Annotated in this window: 15 protein-coding genes and 1 tRNA gene; 14 read left to right on the forward strand and 2 right to left on the reverse strand. The window is 44.2% G+C overall.

Annotation, left to right across the window (positions count from 1 at the left end; translation table 11 throughout):
- The 8 genes from tuf to rplL all read left to right on the forward strand — a co-directional run.
- Positions 1-884 (forward strand): elongation factor Tu (tuf, locus tag FTV34_RS08060; RefSeq protein ID WP_180069893.1); only part of this gene is annotated, 884 nt, incomplete at its 5' end.
- Between the two features lie 46 nt (positions 885-930).
- A tRNA-Trp gene (locus FTV34_RS08065) sits at positions 931-1,006 on the forward strand.
- A gap of 76 nt (positions 1,007-1,082) precedes the next feature.
- Complete coding sequence (gene secE, locus FTV34_RS08070; protein WP_179991968.1) at positions 1,083-1,523, forward strand: preprotein translocase subunit SecE; 441 nt, start codon at positions 1,083-1,085, stop codon at positions 1,521-1,523.
- A gap of 7 nt (positions 1,524-1,530) precedes the next feature.
- Positions 1,531-2,064 (forward strand): transcription termination/antitermination protein NusG, encoded by a 534-nt coding sequence (gene nusG, locus FTV34_RS08075; RefSeq protein ID WP_005232530.1) that lies wholly within the window; start codon positions 1,531-1,533, stop codon positions 2,062-2,064.
- A 117-nt stretch (positions 2,065-2,181) separates the two neighbouring features.
- Positions 2,182-2,610, forward strand: coding sequence for a 50S ribosomal protein L11 (gene rplK / locus FTV34_RS08080; RefSeq protein ID WP_004781668.1), 429 nt, complete (start codon positions 2,182-2,184; stop codon positions 2,608-2,610).
- Positions 2,611-2,613: 3 nt separating this feature from the next.
- Positions 2,614-3,309, forward strand: a complete 696-nt coding sequence (gene rplA, locus FTV34_RS08085) for a 50S ribosomal protein L1 (protein WP_180031088.1) — start codon at positions 2,614-2,616, stop codon at positions 3,307-3,309.
- Between the two features lie 306 nt (positions 3,310-3,615).
- The gene (gene rplJ / locus FTV34_RS08090) at positions 3,616-4,122 is read left to right on the forward strand and encodes a 50S ribosomal protein L10 (RefSeq protein ID WP_004781671.1); all 507 of its coding nucleotides are present in this window, start codon (positions 3,616-3,618) and stop codon (positions 4,120-4,122) included.
- 48 nt (positions 4,123-4,170) lie between these two features.
- Entirely contained in the window at positions 4,171-4,539 is a 369-nt protein-coding gene (rplL, locus tag FTV34_RS08095) for a 50S ribosomal protein L7/L12 (RefSeq protein ID WP_159123444.1), read from the forward strand.
- A 63-nt stretch (positions 4,540-4,602) separates the two neighbouring features.
- On the opposite strand, the gene FTV34_RS08100 is transcribed toward rplL, so the two are convergent.
- Positions 4,603-4,854, reverse strand: coding sequence for a hypothetical protein (locus FTV34_RS08100; protein ID WP_034170979.1), 252 nt, complete (start codon positions 4,852-4,854; stop codon positions 4,603-4,605).
- Here FTV34_RS08100 and rpoB point away from each other — a divergent pair.
- The 3 genes from rpoB (at position 4,848) to FTV34_RS08115 (ending at position 13,919) form a co-directional block, all read left to right on the forward strand.
- Positions 4,848-8,936 carry a DNA-directed RNA polymerase subunit beta gene (gene rpoB / locus FTV34_RS08105; protein ID WP_180025227.1) on the forward strand — a complete coding sequence of 1,363 codons (4,089 nt, stop codon included), beginning with the start codon at positions 4,848-4,850 and terminating at the stop codon, positions 8,934-8,936. The two genes, FTV34_RS08100 and rpoB, sit on opposite strands and share 7 nt — an antisense overlap.
- Positions 8,937-9,093: 157 nt before the next feature.
- Positions 9,094-13,293: a DNA-directed RNA polymerase subunit beta' gene (rpoC, locus tag FTV34_RS08110; RefSeq protein ID WP_004781676.1), complete on the forward strand. Its 4,200-nt coding sequence runs from the start codon at positions 9,094-9,096 to the stop codon at positions 13,291-13,293.
- A gap of 260 nt (positions 13,294-13,553) precedes the next feature.
- Positions 13,554-13,919, forward strand: coding sequence for a DNA transfer protein p32 (locus FTV34_RS08115; RefSeq protein ID WP_034170980.1), 366 nt, complete (start codon positions 13,554-13,556; stop codon positions 13,917-13,919).
- A 68-nt stretch (positions 13,920-13,987) separates the two neighbouring features.
- Here the strand turns inward: FTV34_RS08115 and FTV34_RS08120 are convergent, their stop codons facing one another.
- Entirely contained in the window at positions 13,988-14,482 is a 495-nt protein-coding gene (locus FTV34_RS08120; protein WP_180025228.1) for a DUF4442 domain-containing protein, read from the reverse strand.
- Between the two features lie 117 nt (positions 14,483-14,599).
- On the opposite strand from FTV34_RS08120, the gene FTV34_RS08125 reads away from it, so the two are divergent.
- The 3 genes from FTV34_RS08125 to FTV34_RS08135 all read left to right on the forward strand — a co-directional run bounded on the left by FTV34_RS08125 (position 14,600) and on the right by FTV34_RS08135 (position 17,918).
- Positions 14,600-15,481, forward strand: coding sequence for an alpha/beta fold hydrolase (locus FTV34_RS08125; protein WP_180069894.1), 882 nt, complete (start codon positions 14,600-14,602; stop codon positions 15,479-15,481).
- 98 nt (positions 15,482-15,579) lie between these two features.
- Positions 15,580-16,947: a Na+/H+ antiporter family protein gene (locus FTV34_RS08130; protein ID WP_159123440.1), complete on the forward strand. Its 1,368-nt coding sequence runs from the start codon at positions 15,580-15,582 to the stop codon at positions 16,945-16,947.
- A 335-nt stretch (positions 16,948-17,282) separates the two neighbouring features.
- Positions 17,283-17,918 (forward strand): OmpW family protein, encoded by a 636-nt coding sequence (locus tag FTV34_RS08135; RefSeq protein ID WP_034706934.1) that lies wholly within the window; start codon positions 17,283-17,285, stop codon positions 17,916-17,918.
- Positions 17,919-17,961 lie beyond the last annotated feature (43 nt).

The following is a 17,961-nucleotide window of genomic DNA, read 5'->3' on the forward strand; positions in this document are numbered from 1 at the left end:
TCCTTGTATGTGCTGCGACTGACGGTCCAATGCCACAAACTCGTGAACACATCCTGCTTTCTCGTCAGGTAGGTGTACCTTACATCGTTGTATTCTTGAACAAATGCGACCTTGTAGACGACGAAGAACTTCTTGAATTAGTAGAAATGGAAGTTCGTGAACTTCTTTCTACTTACGACTTCCCAGGTGATGACACTCCTGTAATCCGTGGTTCAGCACTTGCTGCACTTAACGGTGAGGCTGGTCAATACGGTGAAGATGCTGTTGTAGCTCTTGTTGAAGCGCTTGACTCTTACATCCCAGAACCAGAACGTGCAATCGACCAAGCATTCCTGATGCCAATCGAAGATGTATTCTCAATTTCTGGTCGTGGTACAGTTGTAACTGGCCGTGTTGAAACTGGTGTCATCAAAGTTGGTGAAGAAGTTGAAATTGTGGGTATCAAAGATACAGTTAAAACTACTGTAACTGGCGTTGAAATGTTCCGTAAACTTCTTGACGAAGGCCGTGCTGGTGAGAACTGTGGTATCTTGCTTCGTGGTACTAAACGTGAAGACGTACAACGTGGTCAAGTACTTGCTAAACCAGGTTCTATCAAACCGCACACTAAATTCGATGCAGAAGTATACGTACTTTCTAAAGACGAAGGTGGTCGTCACACTCCATTCCTTAACGGTTACCGTCCACAGTTCTACTTCCGTACAACTGACGTAACTGGCGCGATTTCTTTGAAAGAAGGCGTTGAAATGGTTATGCCTGGTGACAACGTAGAAATGTCAGTAGAACTAATTCACCCAATCGCAATGGACCCAGGTCTACGTTTTGCGATCCGTGAGGGTGGTCGTACAGTTGGTGCTGGTGTAGTTGCTAAAGTAACTGCATAATCATAGAATAGAAAATAAGCTGGAGTTTCGGCTCCAGTTTATCTACAGGCCAGTAGTTCAATTGGTAGAGCGTCGGTCTCCAAAACCGAATGTTGGGGGTTCGAGTCCCTCCTGGCCTGCCAAGTTTTTTTCAAAAGACGCTTGATGTCGGCAAAACTGGTCATATAATAAGTCGCGAAACCTACGACGAGTACAAAAATGTCGAATGATAAATCACGCGACGCATTAAGCGAAGCGGCAATTCCTCAAAGAAATAATCCTGCTGTAGATGTAAGTTCTGGTTCTCCATTAGACATTGTTCTATGGGTTATCGCCTTGATTTTATTGGTCGGTGCTATGATGGTAAACCAATATTTACCTGCATACTGGGCGCCTGCGAATGATATTTGGGTGCGCGTTGGGGTAATTTTGGCTTGTATCGTTGTGGCATTCGGTTTATTATACGCCACCCATCAAGGCAAAGGCTTTGTTCGTCTTCTTAAGGATGCACGAATCGAGTTACGTCGAGTGACCTGGCCTACCAAACAAGAGACTGTGACCACATCTTGGCAAGTCCTTGCTGTTGTAGTAATTGCAGCCATTGTTCTATGGTGCTTTGACTATGTTTTAGGCTGGTTAATGAAGTTTATTATCGGGTAAGAGAGCTATGAAACGTTGGTACATTATTCATGCCTATTCAGGTTATGAAAAACAAGTGATGCGTTCGCTTAATGATCGAATCCAGCGTAGCGCTGTTGCCGATAGCTTTGGTGAAGTCCTTGTTCCTACCGAAGAAGTGGTAGAAATGAAGGATGGCAAGAAGCGTAAATCAGAGCGTAAGTTCTTTCCTGGCTATGTATTAGTCGAAATGGAAATGAACGATGACACTTGGCACATCGTGAAAGAGTGTCCAAAAGTGCTTGGTTTTATTGGTGGTACGGCTGAAAAACCGGCTCCAATTACGCAAAAAGAAGCTGATGCAATCCTTGCACGTGTACGCAATACTGGTGAAGCACCGCGTCCTAAGACCATGTTTGAACCAGGCGAAGAATTACTCGTAATTGACGGTCCATTTACTGACTTTAAAGGTGTGGTGGAAGAAGTGCTTTACGACAAGTCACGCTTAACGCTGACGATTAACGTATTTAACCGACCAACTCAGGTTGAACTGGAATTTCGCCAAGTCGAAAAAACAGTTTAATTTGTTCGGGTTGAAAACGCCTGATTTGCGTGCAAATCAGGCATTGTTGTTGTAACGGTATCGTTACTTGAAATCATTGGGGAGCCTAACGGCGTTTGCACCCAGAGGTAATTTGAAATGGCTAAGAAGATTGACGGCTATATCAAGCTGCAAGTTCCAGCTGGTAAAGCGAATCCATCTCCACCGATTGGTCCTGCACTAGGTCAACGTGGTGTTAACATCATGGCATTCTGTAAAGAATTCAATGCTGCTACACAAAAAGTTGAAGCTGGTCTACCAATTCCAGTCGTGATCACTGTGTACAACGACAAGTCGTTCACATTCATCATGAAAACTCCACCTGCTGCTGTTCTTCTTAAGAAAGCTGCTGGTATCCAAAAGGGTTCTTCTGTACCTAACAAAACTAAAGTTGGTAAGTTGACTCGTGCTCAATTGGAAGAAATCGCGACTACTAAAGAACCAGACTTAACTGGTGCTGATTTAGACGCGCGTGTACGTACCATCGCTGGTTCTGCACGTTCTATGGGCTTGGAAGTGGAGCTATAAGACATGGCAAAGTTAACTAAACGTCAAAAAGCCATTGCTGCTGCTGTAGAAGCACAGAAAGTTTACACTTTAGAAGAAGCTGTAGAAATTCTTACTAGCCTTCCAGCTGCGAAATTCAAAGAATCTTTGGACATCGCTGTAAACCTGGGTGTTGACCCTCGTAAATCTGATCAGGTTGTTCGTGGCGCGACTACTCTTCCTGCAGGTACTGGTAAAACTGTACGCGTAGCTGTATTTGCTCAAGGCGCTGCTGCTGAAGCTGCGAAAGAAGCTGGTGCAGACGTTGTTGGTTTCGACGATCTTGCTGAAAGCATCCAAGGCGGAAACCTTGACTTCGACGTAGTGATTGCTGCTCCTGATGCAATGCGCGTTGTTGGTAAACTGGGTACGATTCTTGGTCCACGTGGCTTAATGCCAAACCCTAAAGTTGGTACTGTAACTCCTGACGTTGCGACTGCAGTTAAAAATGCAAAAGCTGGTCAAGCGCGTTACCGTGTAGACAAAGCAGGTATTATCCACGCTGCGATCGGTCAAGTAGGTTTCTCTGCTGAAGCTGTTCGTCAAAACGTTGAAGCTCTTGTAGCTGACCTCAAGAAAGCAAAACCTGCTACTTCTAAAGGTGTTTACATTCAAAAGATCACTCTAAGCTCTACTATGGGTCCTGGTCTGATCGTTGATGTAGCAAACGTTTCTAAATAAGTTATAAACTTATACAGAATTTTAAAGCCCTGAGTAAGTTTTAAAGCACTGCTTTAAAACTTACGCAAGAAGAAACCGGTTTCGGACTACTTGCGAACTTAGGCAGACTTTGAATTGATAAATGTAAATTTATCAGCGTCAAAGACCTCAGGCGAGGGGAGTTTTATGCTTTCCTCTTAATACTCCAGCCTGCGTAGACGCGGTGGTGTGATTTGTTCATCCTCCGCGTGTGATTTCAGAGATGAATTCACGAATTGGGAGTGTGCTTGTGATCAGGCACATAAATCACCGTTAGGAGGTTTTACAATGGCTCTTCTTATTGAAGGCAAAAAACAGATCGTAGCTGAAGTAAGTGAAATTGCTTCTACTGCATTTGCCGCTGTTGTTGCTGACTACCAAGGTTTAACAGTTGAGCAATTAACTGCTCTTCGTGTTGAAGCTCGTAAACTAGGTGTTAAAACACGTATCGTGCGTAACACTCTGGCTAAACGCGCTCTTCAAGATACTCAATTCAATATCTTGAACGACAGCCTTGTTGGCCCAACAATCTTAGCTTTCTCGACTTCTGAAGACGACATGGGTGCAGCTGCACGCTTGTTCGAAGAATTCGCAAAAACTAACAAAGCATTCGAACTTAAAGCTGCTGCATTTGATGGCAAAGTTTACGAAGGTGCTGAAGTTAGCGTAATCGCGAACCTTCCGAACCAAGAAAAAGCGCTTACTATGCTTGCAAACGTTCTTCAAGCTCCTATTTCGAAATTGGGTCGCCTTATTACTGCGCTCAAAGAGAAAAACGAGTCAGAAGCTGCATAAGCTTAAATTTATTTCCACACCATTCAATTTCCATTTGGAGTTATTCTCATGGCTTTAACTAACGAAGAAATCCTAAACGCAGTTGCAGAAAAAACTGTTCTTGAACTTGTTGAACTAATCTCTGCTTTCGAAGAGAAATTCAACGTATCTGCTGCTGCTGTTGCTGTTGCTGCTGCTCCTGGCGCTGCTGCTGCTGCTGAAGAACAATCAGAATTCAACGTTGAGTTGACTTCTTTCGGTGGTAACAAAGTTGCTGTAATTAAAGCAGTTCGTGAAGCTACTGGTCTTGGCTTGAAAGAAGCTAAAGACATGGTTGAAGGCGCACCTACAGTTCTTAAAGAAGGCGTTTCTAAAGAAGAAGGCGAAGAGCTTAAGAAAAAACTTGAAGAAGCTGGTGCTACAGTTACTCTTAAGTAATTTCTTAAAGGAGCCGGTTTTTTTATAATCGGCTCCAAAAATTGGCTGATGGCTCTTGGGTCATCAGCCTTTTTGCGTTACAATAATCGGCTCGATTTTTGTTTGCATGATATAAAATTCATACAAATTAAAAATAAACATAATGAACAAACGCTTACCAATATTTTTCATTAAAAAAATATTGTTAAGCGTTTTAATACCACTAAAAATTGCAGCATTTGTAAAGAGTGGTGGCCATATCGGCCAGCGTAATTCCTTCTGAGCCCGTTCTGCAGGCGGGCTTGGTTTACACTTTCCGAGGACTCCAGATGGCATACTCATATACCGAAAAGAAACGGATCCGTAAGAATTTTGGTAAATTGCCTAGCGTCATGGATGCTCCGTACCTGCTCGCGATTCAAGTCGACTCGTACAGAACATTCTTACAAGATGGCAAATCACCAAAAAACCGCGAAGATATCGGTCTCCAAGCCGCATTTCGTTCAGTTTTTCCTATTGAAAGTTATTCTGGCAATGCTGCTTTAGAATTCGTTGAGTATAGTCTTGGTAAGCCTGAGTTTGATGTACGCGAATGTATCCTTCGTGGCTCAACTTATGCAGCACCAATGCGCGTAAAAATTCGTTTGATCCTGAAAGATCGCGAAACTAAATCAATCAAAGACGTACGTGAACAAGAAGTCTACATGGGCGAAATGCCGCTTATGACAGACAACGGTACTTTCGTCATTAACGGTACCGAGCGTGTAATCGTATCGCAATTGCACCGTTCACCGGGCGTATTTTTTGACCACGATAAAGGCAAAACTCACTCAAGCGGTAAAGTCCTTTATTCAGCTCGTATCATTCCTTACCGTGGTTCATGGTTAGACTTTGAATTCGATGCCAAAGACCTGGTCTACGTACGTATTGACCGTCGTCGTAAATTGCTTGCGACTGTGGTGCTTCGTGCGCTGGGTTATACCAACGAACAAATTCTCGACATGTTCTACGAGAAAGTACCTGTGTATCTGGACATGGGTAGCTACCAGATTGACCTTGTTCCAGAGCGCCTGCGCGGCGAAATGGCACAGTTCGACATTGCTGACAAAGACGGCAAAGTCATTGTTGAACAAGGTAAACGTATTAACGCACGTCATGTACGTCAAATGGAAGCATCTGGTCTTGAGAAGCTTTCTGTTCCTGATGAATACCTGTACGAACGTATCACTGCTGAAGACATCCCACTGAAAGATGGTGATGTGATTGCAGCCAATACTGTTCTAAGCCATGAAATTATGGTGAAAATTGCAGAAGGCGGCGTGAAACAGTTCAACATCCTGTTCACTAACGATATCGACCGTGGTCCATTCATTGCGGATACATTACGTGCTGATACCACAGTAAGCCGTGATGAAGCACTTGTAGAAATCTACAAAGTCATGCGTCCAGGTGAGCCACCAACAAAAGAAGCTGCTGAGAACCTGTTCAACAACCTGTTCTTCTCTTCTGAGCGTTATGATCTGTCTCCAGTCGGCCGTATGAAGTTCAACCGTCGTTTGGGTCGTCCTTACGAAGTGGGTACTGATCAGAAGTCACGCGAAGTTGAAGGCATTCTCTCGAATGAAGATATCACTGATGTATTAAAAACATTAGTAGAAATCCGTAACGGTAAAGGTGAAGTCGACGATATCGACCACTTGGGTAACCGTCGTGTTCGTTCTGTGGGTGAAATGACTGAGAACCAATTCCGTGTAGGTCTGGTTCGTGTAGAACGTGCTGTTAAAGAACGTTTGTCTCAAGCTGAAACTGATAATCTGTCTCCGCAAGACCTGATCAATGCGAAGCCAGTGGCTGCTGCAATCAAAGAATTCTTTGGTTCAAGCCAGTTGTCTCAGTTCATGGACCAAAACAACCCGTTATCTGAAATTACCCACAAGCGTCGTGTATCAGCACTTGGGCCTGGTGGTTTGACTCGTGAACGTGCGGGCTTCGAAGTACGTGACGTACATCAAACTCACTATGGTCGTGTATGTCCAATTGAGACTCCTGAGGGTCCAAACATTGGTTTGATCAACTCTCTGTCTGTTTACGCCAAATGTAACAACTTCGGTTTCCTGGAAACTCCATACCGTAAAGTGGTTGATGGCCGCGTAACTGATGACGTTGAATACCTGTCTGCGATTGAAGAAGTAGGTACTGTGATTGCACAGGCCGACTCTGCAGTAGATAAAGACGGCAACCTGTCTGAAGAATTCGTTTCTGTACGTCACCAAGGTGAATTCGTACGTATGCCTCCTGAAAAAGTGACGCATATGGACGTATCTGCTCAACAGGTTGTATCTGTAGCAGCATCACTGATTCCGTTCCTTGAGCACGATGACGCCAACCGTGCATTGATGGGTTCGAACATGCAACGTCAGGCTGTTCCTACGTTAATCGCTGACAAACCACTGGTTGGTACCGGTATGGAAGCGAACGTAGCACATGACTCTGGTGTATGTGTAATCGCGAAACGTGGTGGTCGTATTGAATTTGTTGACGCTTCGCGTGTTGTAATTCGTGTCAACGAAGACGAAATGGTTGCGGGCGAAGCAGGTGTAGATATCTATAACCTGATCAAATACACACGTTCTAACCAGAACACTTGTATCAACCAGAAAGTTCTTGTGAACCTGGGCGATAAAGTAGGTCGTGGCGACGTTCTGGCTGACGGTCCATCAACTGATGGTGGTGAGCTAGCATTGGGTCAAAACATGCGTGTAGCGTTCATGACTTGGAACGGTTACAACTACGAAGACTCGATCTTGTTATCTGAGCGTGTTCTTCAAGAAGACCGTTTAACGTCTATTCACATCCAGGAACTTTCATGTGTTGCACGTGATACCAAACTGGGTGCTGAAGAAATTACTGCCGATATCCCGAACGTGGGTGAAGCAGCGCTTTCTAAACTGGACGAGTCAGGTATCGTTTACATCGGTGCTGAAGTGACCGCGGGTGACATCCTGGTAGGTAAAGTAACGCCTAAAGGTGAAACTCAGTTAACTCCTGAAGAAAAACTGCTTCGTGCAATCTTCGGTGAAAAAGCGGCTGACGTAAAAGACTCTTCTTTACGTGTTCCATCGGGTACTAAAGGTACTGTGATCGACGTTCAAGTGTTTACACGTGACGGTCTTGAGAAAGACGAACGTGCTCAGGCAATTGAAAAAGCTCAGCTTGATGCTTACCGTAAAGACTTGAAAGAAGAATACAAAATCTTCGAAGAAGCAGCACGCGAACGTATTGTCCGTCTGTTGAAAGGTCAGGAATCTAACGGTGGCGGTACTACTAAACGCGGTGACAAACTGTCTGAAGAATTGTTATCTGGTTTAGAGCTGGTTGATCTGCTTGATATCCAACCAAGTGATGAAGCAATTGCTGAACGTTTAACTCAAATTCAAGTGTTCTTAAAAGAGAAGAGCCTTGAAATTGATGAGAAATTTGCTGAGAAAAAACGCAAACTTTCTACAGGTGACGAACTGACAACTGGCGTATTGAAAGTTGTTAAGGTTTACCTGGCCGTTAAACGTCGTATCCAGCCTGGTGATAAGATGGCGGGTCGTCACGGTAACAAGGGTGTAGTTTCTAACATCCTGCCTGTTGAAGACATGCCGCACGATGCCAATGGTGTACCAGTGGATATCGTACTGAACCCGCTCGGTGTACCATCACGTATGAACGTCGGTCAGATTCTGGAAACTCACTTGGGTATGGCTGCTAAAGGTCTTGGCGATCAAATCGACAAGATGCTGAAAGAACAGCGTACAGTTCTTGAACTGCGTGATTTCCTAGACAAGATTTATAATAAGGTTGGCGGTCAGCAAGAAGATCTTGACAGCCTGACTGATGAAGAAATCTTGGCATTGTCTGGTAACTTGCGTAAAGGTGTTCCTCTGGCAACTCCAGTATTTGATGGTGCTGAAGAAGGTCAGATCAAAGAATTACTTGAGCTTGCTGGCTTGTCACGTACGGGTCAAACTGTATTGTATGATGGCCGTACTGGTGAACGTTTCGACCGTCCTGTAACTGTAGGTTACATGTACATGCTGAAACTGAACCACTTGGTTGACGACAAGATGCATGCGCGTTCTACTGGTTCTTACTCTCTAGTAACGCAACAGCCGCTTGGTGGTAAAGCACAATTCGGTGGTCAGCGTTTCGGTGAGATGGAAGTCTGGGCACTGGAAGCATACGGTGCAGCATATACGCTTCAAGAAATGCTTACTGTGAAGTCGGATGACGTTGAAGGCCGTACCCGTATCTATAAGAACATTGTAGATGGTAACCATTATATGGACCCAGGTATGCCTGAATCGTTCAACGTATTGACCAAAGAGATCCGTTCTTTAGGTATCAACATTGAACTGAAAAATGGTGACTAAGAAATCTCCCCCGACCCCTCTTTAAGAAAGAGGGGAGAAAGTCCCCCTTTATAAAGGGGGATTTAGGGGGATTCTTGAGATTCCCGAATTTCAGTAAAAAACAATATTTGTGACCCAGTCGGGAAGTGAAAATCTCCTCGACACACGGAGAAAAAAATTGAAAGACTTGCTCGATATCATGCGCAAAAAGACGGATTCCGACGGTCATGCTCCTGTAGAGTTTGATCGTATCCGTATTGGTCTTGCGTCACCAGAAATGATTAAGTCGTGGTCTCATGGTGAAGTTAAAAAGCCAGAAACCATTAACTACCGTACGTTCAAACCAGAACGTGACGGTCTGTTCTGTGCCAAAATCTTTGGTCCAGTAAAAGATTACGAATGCTTGTGTGGTAAATACAAGCGTATGAAATACAAAGGCGTCATTTGTGAAAAATGTGGCGTTGAAGTAACAACTGCGAAAGTTCGTCGTGAACGTATGGGTCACATTGAGCTTGCGTCTCCAGTTGCACACATCTGGTTCCTGAAATCATTGCCTAGCCGTATCGGTCTTTTATTAGACATGACGCTACGTGATATCGAACGCGTATTGTATTTCGAATCTTACGTTGTAACTGACCCAGGTATGACTCCATTTGAGAAATACCAACTTCTTAACGATGAAGAATACTTCAATGCGTTAGAAGAACACGGTGATGAATTCACTGCGAAAATGGGTGCAGAAGCGGTTCAAGACCTGCTTAAAGATATCGATCTTGAAGCTGAAATTGCGCGTCTTCGTGAAGAAATTCCAAATACAACTTCAGAAACTAAGCTTAAAAAAGCCTCTAAACGTCTGAAATTGATGGAAGCATTCAACGATTCGAACAACAAGCCAGAATGGATGGTGATGAACGTACTTCCTGTACTTCCACCAGATCTTCGTCCGCTTGTACCACTTGAAGGTGGTCGTTTCGCGACTTCTGACCTGAACGACCTTTACCGTCGTGTGATCAACCGTAACAACCGTTTGAAACGTCTTCTTGACCTTGCGGCTCCAGATATCATCGTACGTAACGAAAAACGTATGTTGCAAGAATCTGTAGATGCATTGCTGGATAACGGTCGTCGTGGTCGTGCAATTACTGGTTCTAACAAACGTCCGCTTAAATCTTTGGCAGATATGATCAAAGGTAAACAAGGTCGTTTCCGTCAGAACTTGTTGGGTAAACGTGTCGATTACTCTGGTCGTTCGGTAATTACCGTAGGTCCAAGCCTGCGTTTACACCAATGTGGTCTTCCTAAGAAAATGGCGCTTGAGCTGTTCAAGCCATTTATCTTTGCGAAACTGCAAGCATCTGGTCAGGCTACAACCATTAAAGCTGCGAAGAAAATGGTTGAACGTGAAACTCCAGAAGTTTGGGATGTTCTTGCCTCTGTGATTCGTCAGCATCCAGTAATGTTGAACCGTGCGCCGACCCTTCACCGTCTAGGTCTTCAAGCATTTGAACCTATTCTGATTGAAGGTAAAGCGATCCGTCTTCACCCACTCGTATGTGCTGCGTTCAACGCCGACTTCGACGGTGACCAAATGGCGGTACACGTACCATTAACACTTGAAGCTCAGTTAGAAGCTCGTGCGTTAATGATGTCGACCAACAACATTCTGTCTCCAGCGAACGGTGAGCCAATCATCGTACCGTCTCAGGACGTTGTCTTGGGTCTTTACTACATCACTCGTGATGCAGTAAATGCCAAAGGTGAAGGCATGGTGTTCGCGGATACTGACGAAGTGAACCGTGCGCTTGCGACTGGTCAGGTAGATATGCACGCTCGCGTGAAAGCACGTGTACACCAAACCGTGATCAACGAAAACGGCGAACGTGAACAGCAAACGATTATCGTAGATACAACTCCTGGTCGCTGTCTGCTTTGGGAAGTTGTGCCTGAAGGTATGGACTTCCAGCAAATTAACGTTGAGATGACTAAAAAGAACATCTCTAAGTTAATCAACTCTTGCTACCGTAAACTGGGTCTGAAAGACACTGTTATCTTCGCTGACCAATTGATGTACCTTGGCTTCCGTCAAGCGACTCGTTCTGGTGTTTCTGTAGGTATGGAAGACATGGTCATTCCACCACAAAAACAAGCGATTATCGGGAAAGCCGAAGCTGAAGTTCGTGAAATTGAACAACAGTTCGAACAAGGTTTCGTAACTGCCGGCGAACGTTATAACAAAGTGGTCGATATCTGGGCGCGTACTAACGACCAGGTAGCGAAAGCGATGATGGACAACTTGTCATTCACAACTGTTAAGAACAAACAGGGTGAAGACGAGAAACAGAAATCATTCAACAGCATCTACATGATGTCTGACTCTGGTGCCCGTGGTTCCGCAGCTCAGATTCGTCAGTTGGCTGGTATGCGTGGTCTGATGGCGAAACCGGATGGTTCGATCATTGAGACACCAATTAAAGCGAACTTCCGTGAAGGTCTGACAGTACTTCAGTACTTCATTTCAACACACGGTGCGCGTAAAGGTTTGGCCGATACAGCACTGAAAACAGCGAACTCTGGTTACCTGACTCGTCGTTTGGTAGACGTTGCGCAAGACTTGGTTATCACTGAGCCGGATTGTGGTACGTTGTCTGGTCTTGTCATGACTCCGTTCATTCAAGGCGGCGACGTGATCGAGAACCTGGGTACTCGAGTACTGGGTCGTGTAGTTGCTGAAGATGTGAAACGTGCGGGTACTGAAGAAGTTATTCTGCCGCGTAACACATTGATCGATGAAAAACTTGCAAACTACCTGGAAGAGCAAGGTGTCGATGAAGTTAAAGTACGTTCAGTCGTATCTTGTGAATCTACTTTCGGTGTTTGTGCGAAATGTTACGGTCGTGACCTTGCACGCGGTCACTTGGTAAACCCAGGTGAATCTGTGGGTGTTATGGCTGCTCAGTCAATTGGTGAGCCGGGTACACAGTTAACCATGCGTACCTTCCACGTAGGTGGTGCTGCGAGCCGAACTTCTGCTGCAAACAGCGTACAAGTTCGTAATAAAGGTACTGTACGTTTCCATAACGTAAAAACTGTACAACATGCCAAAGGTCACTTGGTATCAACTTCACGTTCAGGTGAAATCGGTATTGCAGATGACTTAGGCCGTGAACGTGAACGTTACAAACTGCCATATGGTGCGTCTATCTTGCTGAAAGATGGTGAAGCTGTAGAAGCAGGCGGTATCGTAGCGACTTGGGATCCGCATACACATCCACTGGTTACAGAAGTAGCTGGTAAAGTTCGCTTCAGCCAGATTGCTGATGGTGTAACTGCAACATCGAAAACTGATGATGCAACTGGTATGACCACTGTTGAAATCTTGCCTGTAACAGCACGTCCTGCTTCTGGTAAAGATTTACGTCCAGCTGTTGTGCTTGACACAGTAGACGGCGGTGAACAGTTCTACTTCTTGCCACAAAACACCATTCTTTCTGTCCGTGATGGCGAAACAATTGGTGTGGGTGACGTAATTGGTCGTGTACCACAAGAATCTTCACGTACTCGTGATATTACCGGTGGTCTGCCACGTGTTGCTGACTTGTTCGAAGCGCGTAAACCGAAAGAACATGCAATCCTTGCAGAAGTTTCAGGTGTTGTAAGTTTCGGTAAAGAGACCAAAGGTAAAAACCGTCTGGTGATTACTCCGGATGATGGTTCTGAGATCTACGAAGAGCTGATTCCGAAATGGCGTACCATTAACGTGTTCGAAGGCGAACATGTGAACCGTGGTGAAACTATTTCTGATGGTCCACAGAACCCGCATGACATCTTACGTTTGAAAGGTGAAGTGGCGTTGACTAACTACATCGTGAACGAAGTTCAGGACGTTTACCGTCTGCAAGGTGTAAAAATCAACGACAAGCATATTGAAGTGATCGTACGTCAAATGCTGCGTAAAGTGGACATCACTGACGGTGGCGATACAAGCTTTATCAAAGGTGAACAAGTGGATTACATCCGTGTGATGCAAGAGAACCAAGCTGTTCTTGCGCAGAACAAGTTCCCTGCGAAGTTTGAACGTCAATTGATGGGTATTACCAAAGCGTCGCTTTCTACTGACTCGTTCATCTCTGCTGCATCGTTCCAGGAAACCACTCGTGTGTTAACTGAAGCGGCTGTAACAGGTAAAGAAGATGATTTACGCGGTCTGAAAGAAAACGTAGTTGTAGGTCGTCTGATCCCAGCGGGTACAGGCCTGGCTTATCACTTAGAGCGTCGTCGTCAGGAAGCAGAAGCTGCAGAATTTGAATTGCACAATGACTTCTCTGATGTAGACCAGGCGTTGAGCCAAGCATTCAGCGATGAATTTAACGGTCTGTAATTAGCCGCTAAATCATTTTAAAAAGCCACCTTCGGGTGGCTTTTTTATTTCCTAAAATTATTCATATTTATATCGCTAGAAAAGATCAGATTATCTGGTGGTTACTTGTCCTAAATATGGAGAAATCATCAATAAAACATGATCTTTCATGCGCTCTTTACAAAATAAATCATGAGGGTTTCAAGATTTAACATCTTGTTATGAATCGCTCCTTAAAATCAGGTTAATCTTAAGTCAAAGCACGAAGGAAGGCCAAGATCATGAAAAAGTTAATGAGCGTAATGGCTGTTGCAACTATCTCCACTTTTATGTTGGCAGGCTGTGAAAATATGTCTGCTAAAGATCAGCGTATTGGCGCAGCTGCGCTCGGTGGTGCAGTGGGTGGTGGTGTAGGTAACAGAGTAGGTGGTGGTGTTGGTGCAGCAGTTGGCGGTGGTGCCGGTGCAGCAGTCGGTAGTAAAGCTCAAGGTGGTTCAAACCGTAATGCGACCTATAGTGGTGTCGGTGGTGCTGTAGGTTCTGCAGTGGGTAAAAGCATCTTTGGCGGTACAGGTGGGGCTGCAATTGGTGGTGCCATCGGTGGTGGTGCTGGTGCAGCGATCGAACAGAATAACCGTCGTCGTTAATCGACAGAACTATCTTCCAGATCGATTTAAAAGCGCCTCCATGGCGCTTTTAGTTTATTCATATTTTGTTATTTAGCCTCTCGAGGCTTGCCTTTGCTCTGTTTAAGGCGGATATAAACGGTTTTTTGTACCTCAGCGATACGCACACCGGAATCATCATAAATATTAAGCTGATACTGGCGATAAACCGGACTATGGTTAGCTGCCAGTTCTTTTACTGTTTGTACTTCCTGCTTGGAAATCCGGATGTCAGCATAGACTGTTCCGCGTCCTGGCGCCAGAAACTGAATGGTAGAGCTTTTATCCCAAACAATGTATTTCGGACCAAGATGATGCATCAGCAATAACATATAAAAAGGGTCGACCATGGAATACAGGCTGCCACCAAAATGTACTCCGACAATATTCTGATTCTTGCGAGTCAGTGGCATTTTCACGCGAACGTGATAATTGGCAAAGTCCATTTCATCAATGATAATGCCCGCTCCACGATAGGGGGCATAGCGATTCAGGATAAATTTGGATAATAAAGGCAGTTGCTGAATTTTTCGTAATAGGCTCATGCGGATATTCTTTTTTCTGGTCTTGTATGCATACTAGAACAACAAAAATAAGCTGGCATTGATAAATCGTGCCTATTTCAACAATAAAAGAGTCAATCAGCGAATAAGGATACATCTATGCAAAGACATAGCCAGTGGGTAGATACCAGCGATCATCAACGTCTCTATGTGAAAACCTGGGGTGAGCCTGAGCGACCGGCTTTGGTGCTGGTTCATGGTTATCCTGACCATCAGGATGTTTGGGAAGCGGTAATTTCTCACCTCGTTCAGGATTATTTTGTGGTGACCTATGATGTGCGCGGAGCAGGAGACTCCAGCGTTCCCAAGAAAATTCGGGATTATCGTCTGGAACGTCTGTGTGCAGATTTAGAGCAAGTGGTCGATCAGGTCTTGCCAGGACGAGCTTTCCACCTTGCGGCTCATGACTGGGGGTCAATCCAGGCTTGGGAAGCGGTCACCGAACCTAAATTTAAAGGCCGGATTTTGTCTTTTAGCACCATTTCAGGTCCATGTCTGGATCATGCTGCTTTCTGGATGCGTGAACAGTTTAAACAGCATAAGATCAAGTTCTTTAAACAGATGACCAAGTCCTGGTATATCGCGGTATTCCAGTTGCCTTTTATAGCGCCTACTGCATGGAATTTTTTTAATGCAGAACGTTGGGGCAAAATGATCAGCCAGCTGGAACAGCAAGATAATCTGCCGCTAAACCAGAATATTGTCAAAGACGGCAAATATGGCGTCAATCTGTATCGGGCGAACTTTCTACCACGTTTATCTCGACCTAGACAGCGTTTTGCAATCTGTCCGGTACAGGCAATTGTGCTCAAAAAGGACCAGTTTGTTGGCCCGGATCTGATTGATGAAATGCCAAAATGGGTGGAAGATTTTTCCAGGGTAGAATTAAATGCCAATCACTGGGCGATTTTGAGTCAGCCGGAACAGGTGGCTCATCTAATCCATAATTTTATTCAGCAAAAATTAACAGCAACTACTTAATATGGAGATTGGGAACGTGACTCGGCAAGGGATAAGTGGAAGAATTTTTATCCGGATTTTCTGATAAAATAGCCGTTTTCTCTCATTCCCAATTCATTATGTTCGCAATTCTTGCTGCTATTGGAGTCATGTTTGGACTCTCATTGGCACGTGTACCTGTGGTTTTTGCCCTGGTCATTGGTGCTGTTACGGGTGGTTTGCTGGCAGGTCTTGGCCTCCAGGGAACTTTAGATGCATTTAACAATGGTCTGGGCGGCGGCGCTAAAATTGCCTTGGCTTATGGCATCTTGGGTGCTTTTGCTTTGGCCTTGGCACGTTCCGGTTTGCCTGACTTGCTGGCCTATAAAATGATTACCACCTTAAAAGGTGAGGCATCAGAAAAGGCACAGAACAAGGTTAAATATCTGATCTTCTGTACAGTGGCATTGGCTGCCGTTTTCTCACAAAACGTGATTCCGGTACACATTGCCTTTATTCCGGTTCTGATTCCACCATTATTGCTGGTATTTAACCATCTGAAGCTGGATCGCCGTTTGGTGGCCTGTCTGCTGACCTTTGGTCTGGTGGGAACATATATGCTGGTTCCAGTCGGTTTTGGTGCCATCTTCCTGAATGATATTCTGGGCCATAACATCAATACCTTTGGTAAACCTTATGGCTTTGAGATTACTTATGACCAGATTCCCGCTGCGATGGCGATTCCGGTCTCAGGTATGTTCGTGGGTTTGCTGGTGGCCATGTTTATCAGCTACCGTAAGCCGCGTCTCTATAAAGATATCCATGTGGAACAGCAGCAAAGTATCTCTGCTGAACTGGGTGTAGAACAAAAATCAGCGAAACCGCAAATTGCCAAACTGACCATCTGGATGGCAGCGATCGCGGTGATTGCAACTCTTGTGGTACAGCTCTATTCAGATTCCATGATTCTTGCCGGTCTGGTCGGTGTCGCAATCTTGAGTTGTGCCGGAATCTTTAAATGGAAAGAAGCAGATGATGTGATCATCACCGGTATGCGTATGATGGCCCTGGTTGGCTTTATCATGATTGCCGCGCAAGGTTTTGCTGCCGTGATTGAGGCAACAGGACAGGTTCCTGCGCTGGTTGAAGCGTCGGTTGACTGGATTGGTAATAGCCAGGCACTTGCCGCCTTTTTAATGTTGTTGATTGGTCTGCTGATTACTTTGGGTATCGGTTCATCATTCTCTACCATTCCGATTCTGGCGATTATTTATGTACCGCTCTGTATTCAATTTGGTTTTAGTCCTGCAGCAACTATTGCGATCATTGGGACTGCGGCTGCTTTGGGCGATGCCGGTTCTCCAGCATCAGATTCAACTTTAGGCCCAACATCCGGTCTGAATATGGATGGTCAGCATGACCATATGAAGGATAGTGTGGTTCCAACCTTCATTCATTTTAATATTCCGCTTATCATTTTTGGCTGGATTGCAGCCATGGTTCTGTAAGTCCTTTTTATAATCTGCTCTGATATAAATCGGAGCAGATTTGCCTAGATTTAAAATAAATTATAAGATGTATTTAAAATATATTTTTAAATAAAAAATTAATATAAACCTGATTATTTTACTCTGAATATTATTATATTAACCTGATTAATTTACTGGGTATTTAAAACCAATCAATATAGTCAATTTAAAATAAATATTTAATAATTACATATACTTAAGTAATAAATAAAATTTAGTTTTATAATATCTATTGCATATTAATTTAAGCCATGTTTATTATTAATTAAGAAATATTTTCTTAATAATTATTCTTCCCTTGGGGGTATTTTAAAATGTTAAAGCAAGTAGCTCTAATTGCATTAATGGGTCTTTCAGCATCTGCGATGGCAGGGCAATGGCAAGTGAAAGTGGGGGCTTCTGTATTAGCGCCTACTCAGGAAACTGACCTGATTCCTGGTGTAGTTGAAGATGCTAAAGCAAGTAGCGAACTCAATTTTACTCCTTCAGTCGAATATTTCTTCAATGACAATATTTCAGCCGAATTATTATTGGCTACCCCATTTAAACATGATGTTGAGATGGCGGGTGATGTGAAAATTGCATCATTAAAACATCTACCACCAACGATTACAGCCAAATATAATTTTAAAAATTCAAGCCGCTTTACTCCATATATCGGTGTAGGTGCTACAGTATTCATTCCATGGGATGAAGAATTTAGCCAAACTGCAAAAGACGCATTAGGTGTAGCAAAGCTTGATGCAGATGTTGCTTATGGGGTAGCTGGCCAAGTCGGCTTTAACTTCCAGCCAGCGGATGCAAAAAACTGGGGTGTCTTTGTTGATGCACGTTATGCAGACTTAGATACAGATCTGGAAGCAAAGACTGCTGATGGGACAAAAATTAATTTAGGTGAATTTGGAATCGATCCTTGGGTTTATACGATCGGTTATAGCTATAAATTCTAAGCTCCAATTTTTTGGTTCATTTTTTCCAAAAGCCTCATCCTGC

The organism is Acinetobacter sp. YH16038 (assembly GCF_013417275.1).
Lineage (GTDB): Bacteria > Pseudomonadota > Gammaproteobacteria > Pseudomonadales > Moraxellaceae > Acinetobacter.

Bases quoted from the DNA above. Each gene is read 5' to 3' on its own strand.
- rplK (WP_004781668.1), top strand. From the start codon at position 2,182: ATGGCTAAGAAGATTGACGGCTATATCAAGCTGCAAGTTCCAGCTGGT.
- FTV34_RS08135 (WP_034706934.1), top strand. From the start codon at position 17,283: ATGTTAAAGCAAGTAGCTCTAATTGCATTAATGGGTCTTTCAGCATCT.
- FTV34_RS08100 (WP_034170979.1), bottom strand. From the start codon at position 4,854: ATGCCATCTGGAGTCCTCGGAAAGTGTAAACCAAGCCCGCCTGCAGAA.
- rplA (WP_180031088.1), top strand. From the start codon at position 2,614: ATGGCAAAGTTAACTAAACGTCAAAAAGCCATTGCTGCTGCTGTAGAA.
- FTV34_RS08120 (WP_180025228.1), bottom strand. From the start codon at position 14,482: ATGAGCCTATTACGAAAAATTCAGCAACTGCCTTTATTATCCAAATTT.
- rplL (WP_159123444.1), top strand. From the start codon at position 4,171: ATGGCTTTAACTAACGAAGAAATCCTAAACGCAGTTGCAGAAAAAACT.
- FTV34_RS08125 (WP_180069894.1), top strand. From the start codon at position 14,600: ATGCAAAGACATAGCCAGTGGGTAGATACCAGCGATCATCAACGTCTC.
- rplJ (WP_004781671.1), top strand. From the start codon at position 3,616: ATGGCTCTTCTTATTGAAGGCAAAAAACAGATCGTAGCTGAAGTAAGT.
- FTV34_RS08115 (WP_034170980.1), top strand. From the start codon at position 13,554: ATGAAAAAGTTAATGAGCGTAATGGCTGTTGCAACTATCTCCACTTTT.
- secE (WP_179991968.1), top strand. From the start codon at position 1,083: ATGTCGAATGATAAATCACGCGACGCATTAAGCGAAGCGGCAATTCCT.
- rpoB (WP_180025227.1), top strand. From the start codon at position 4,848: ATGGCATACTCATATACCGAAAAGAAACGGATCCGTAAGAATTTTGGT.
- FTV34_RS08130 (WP_159123440.1), top strand. From the start codon at position 15,580: ATGTTCGCAATTCTTGCTGCTATTGGAGTCATGTTTGGACTCTCATTG.
- nusG (WP_005232530.1), top strand. From the start codon at position 1,531: ATGAAACGTTGGTACATTATTCATGCCTATTCAGGTTATGAAAAACAA.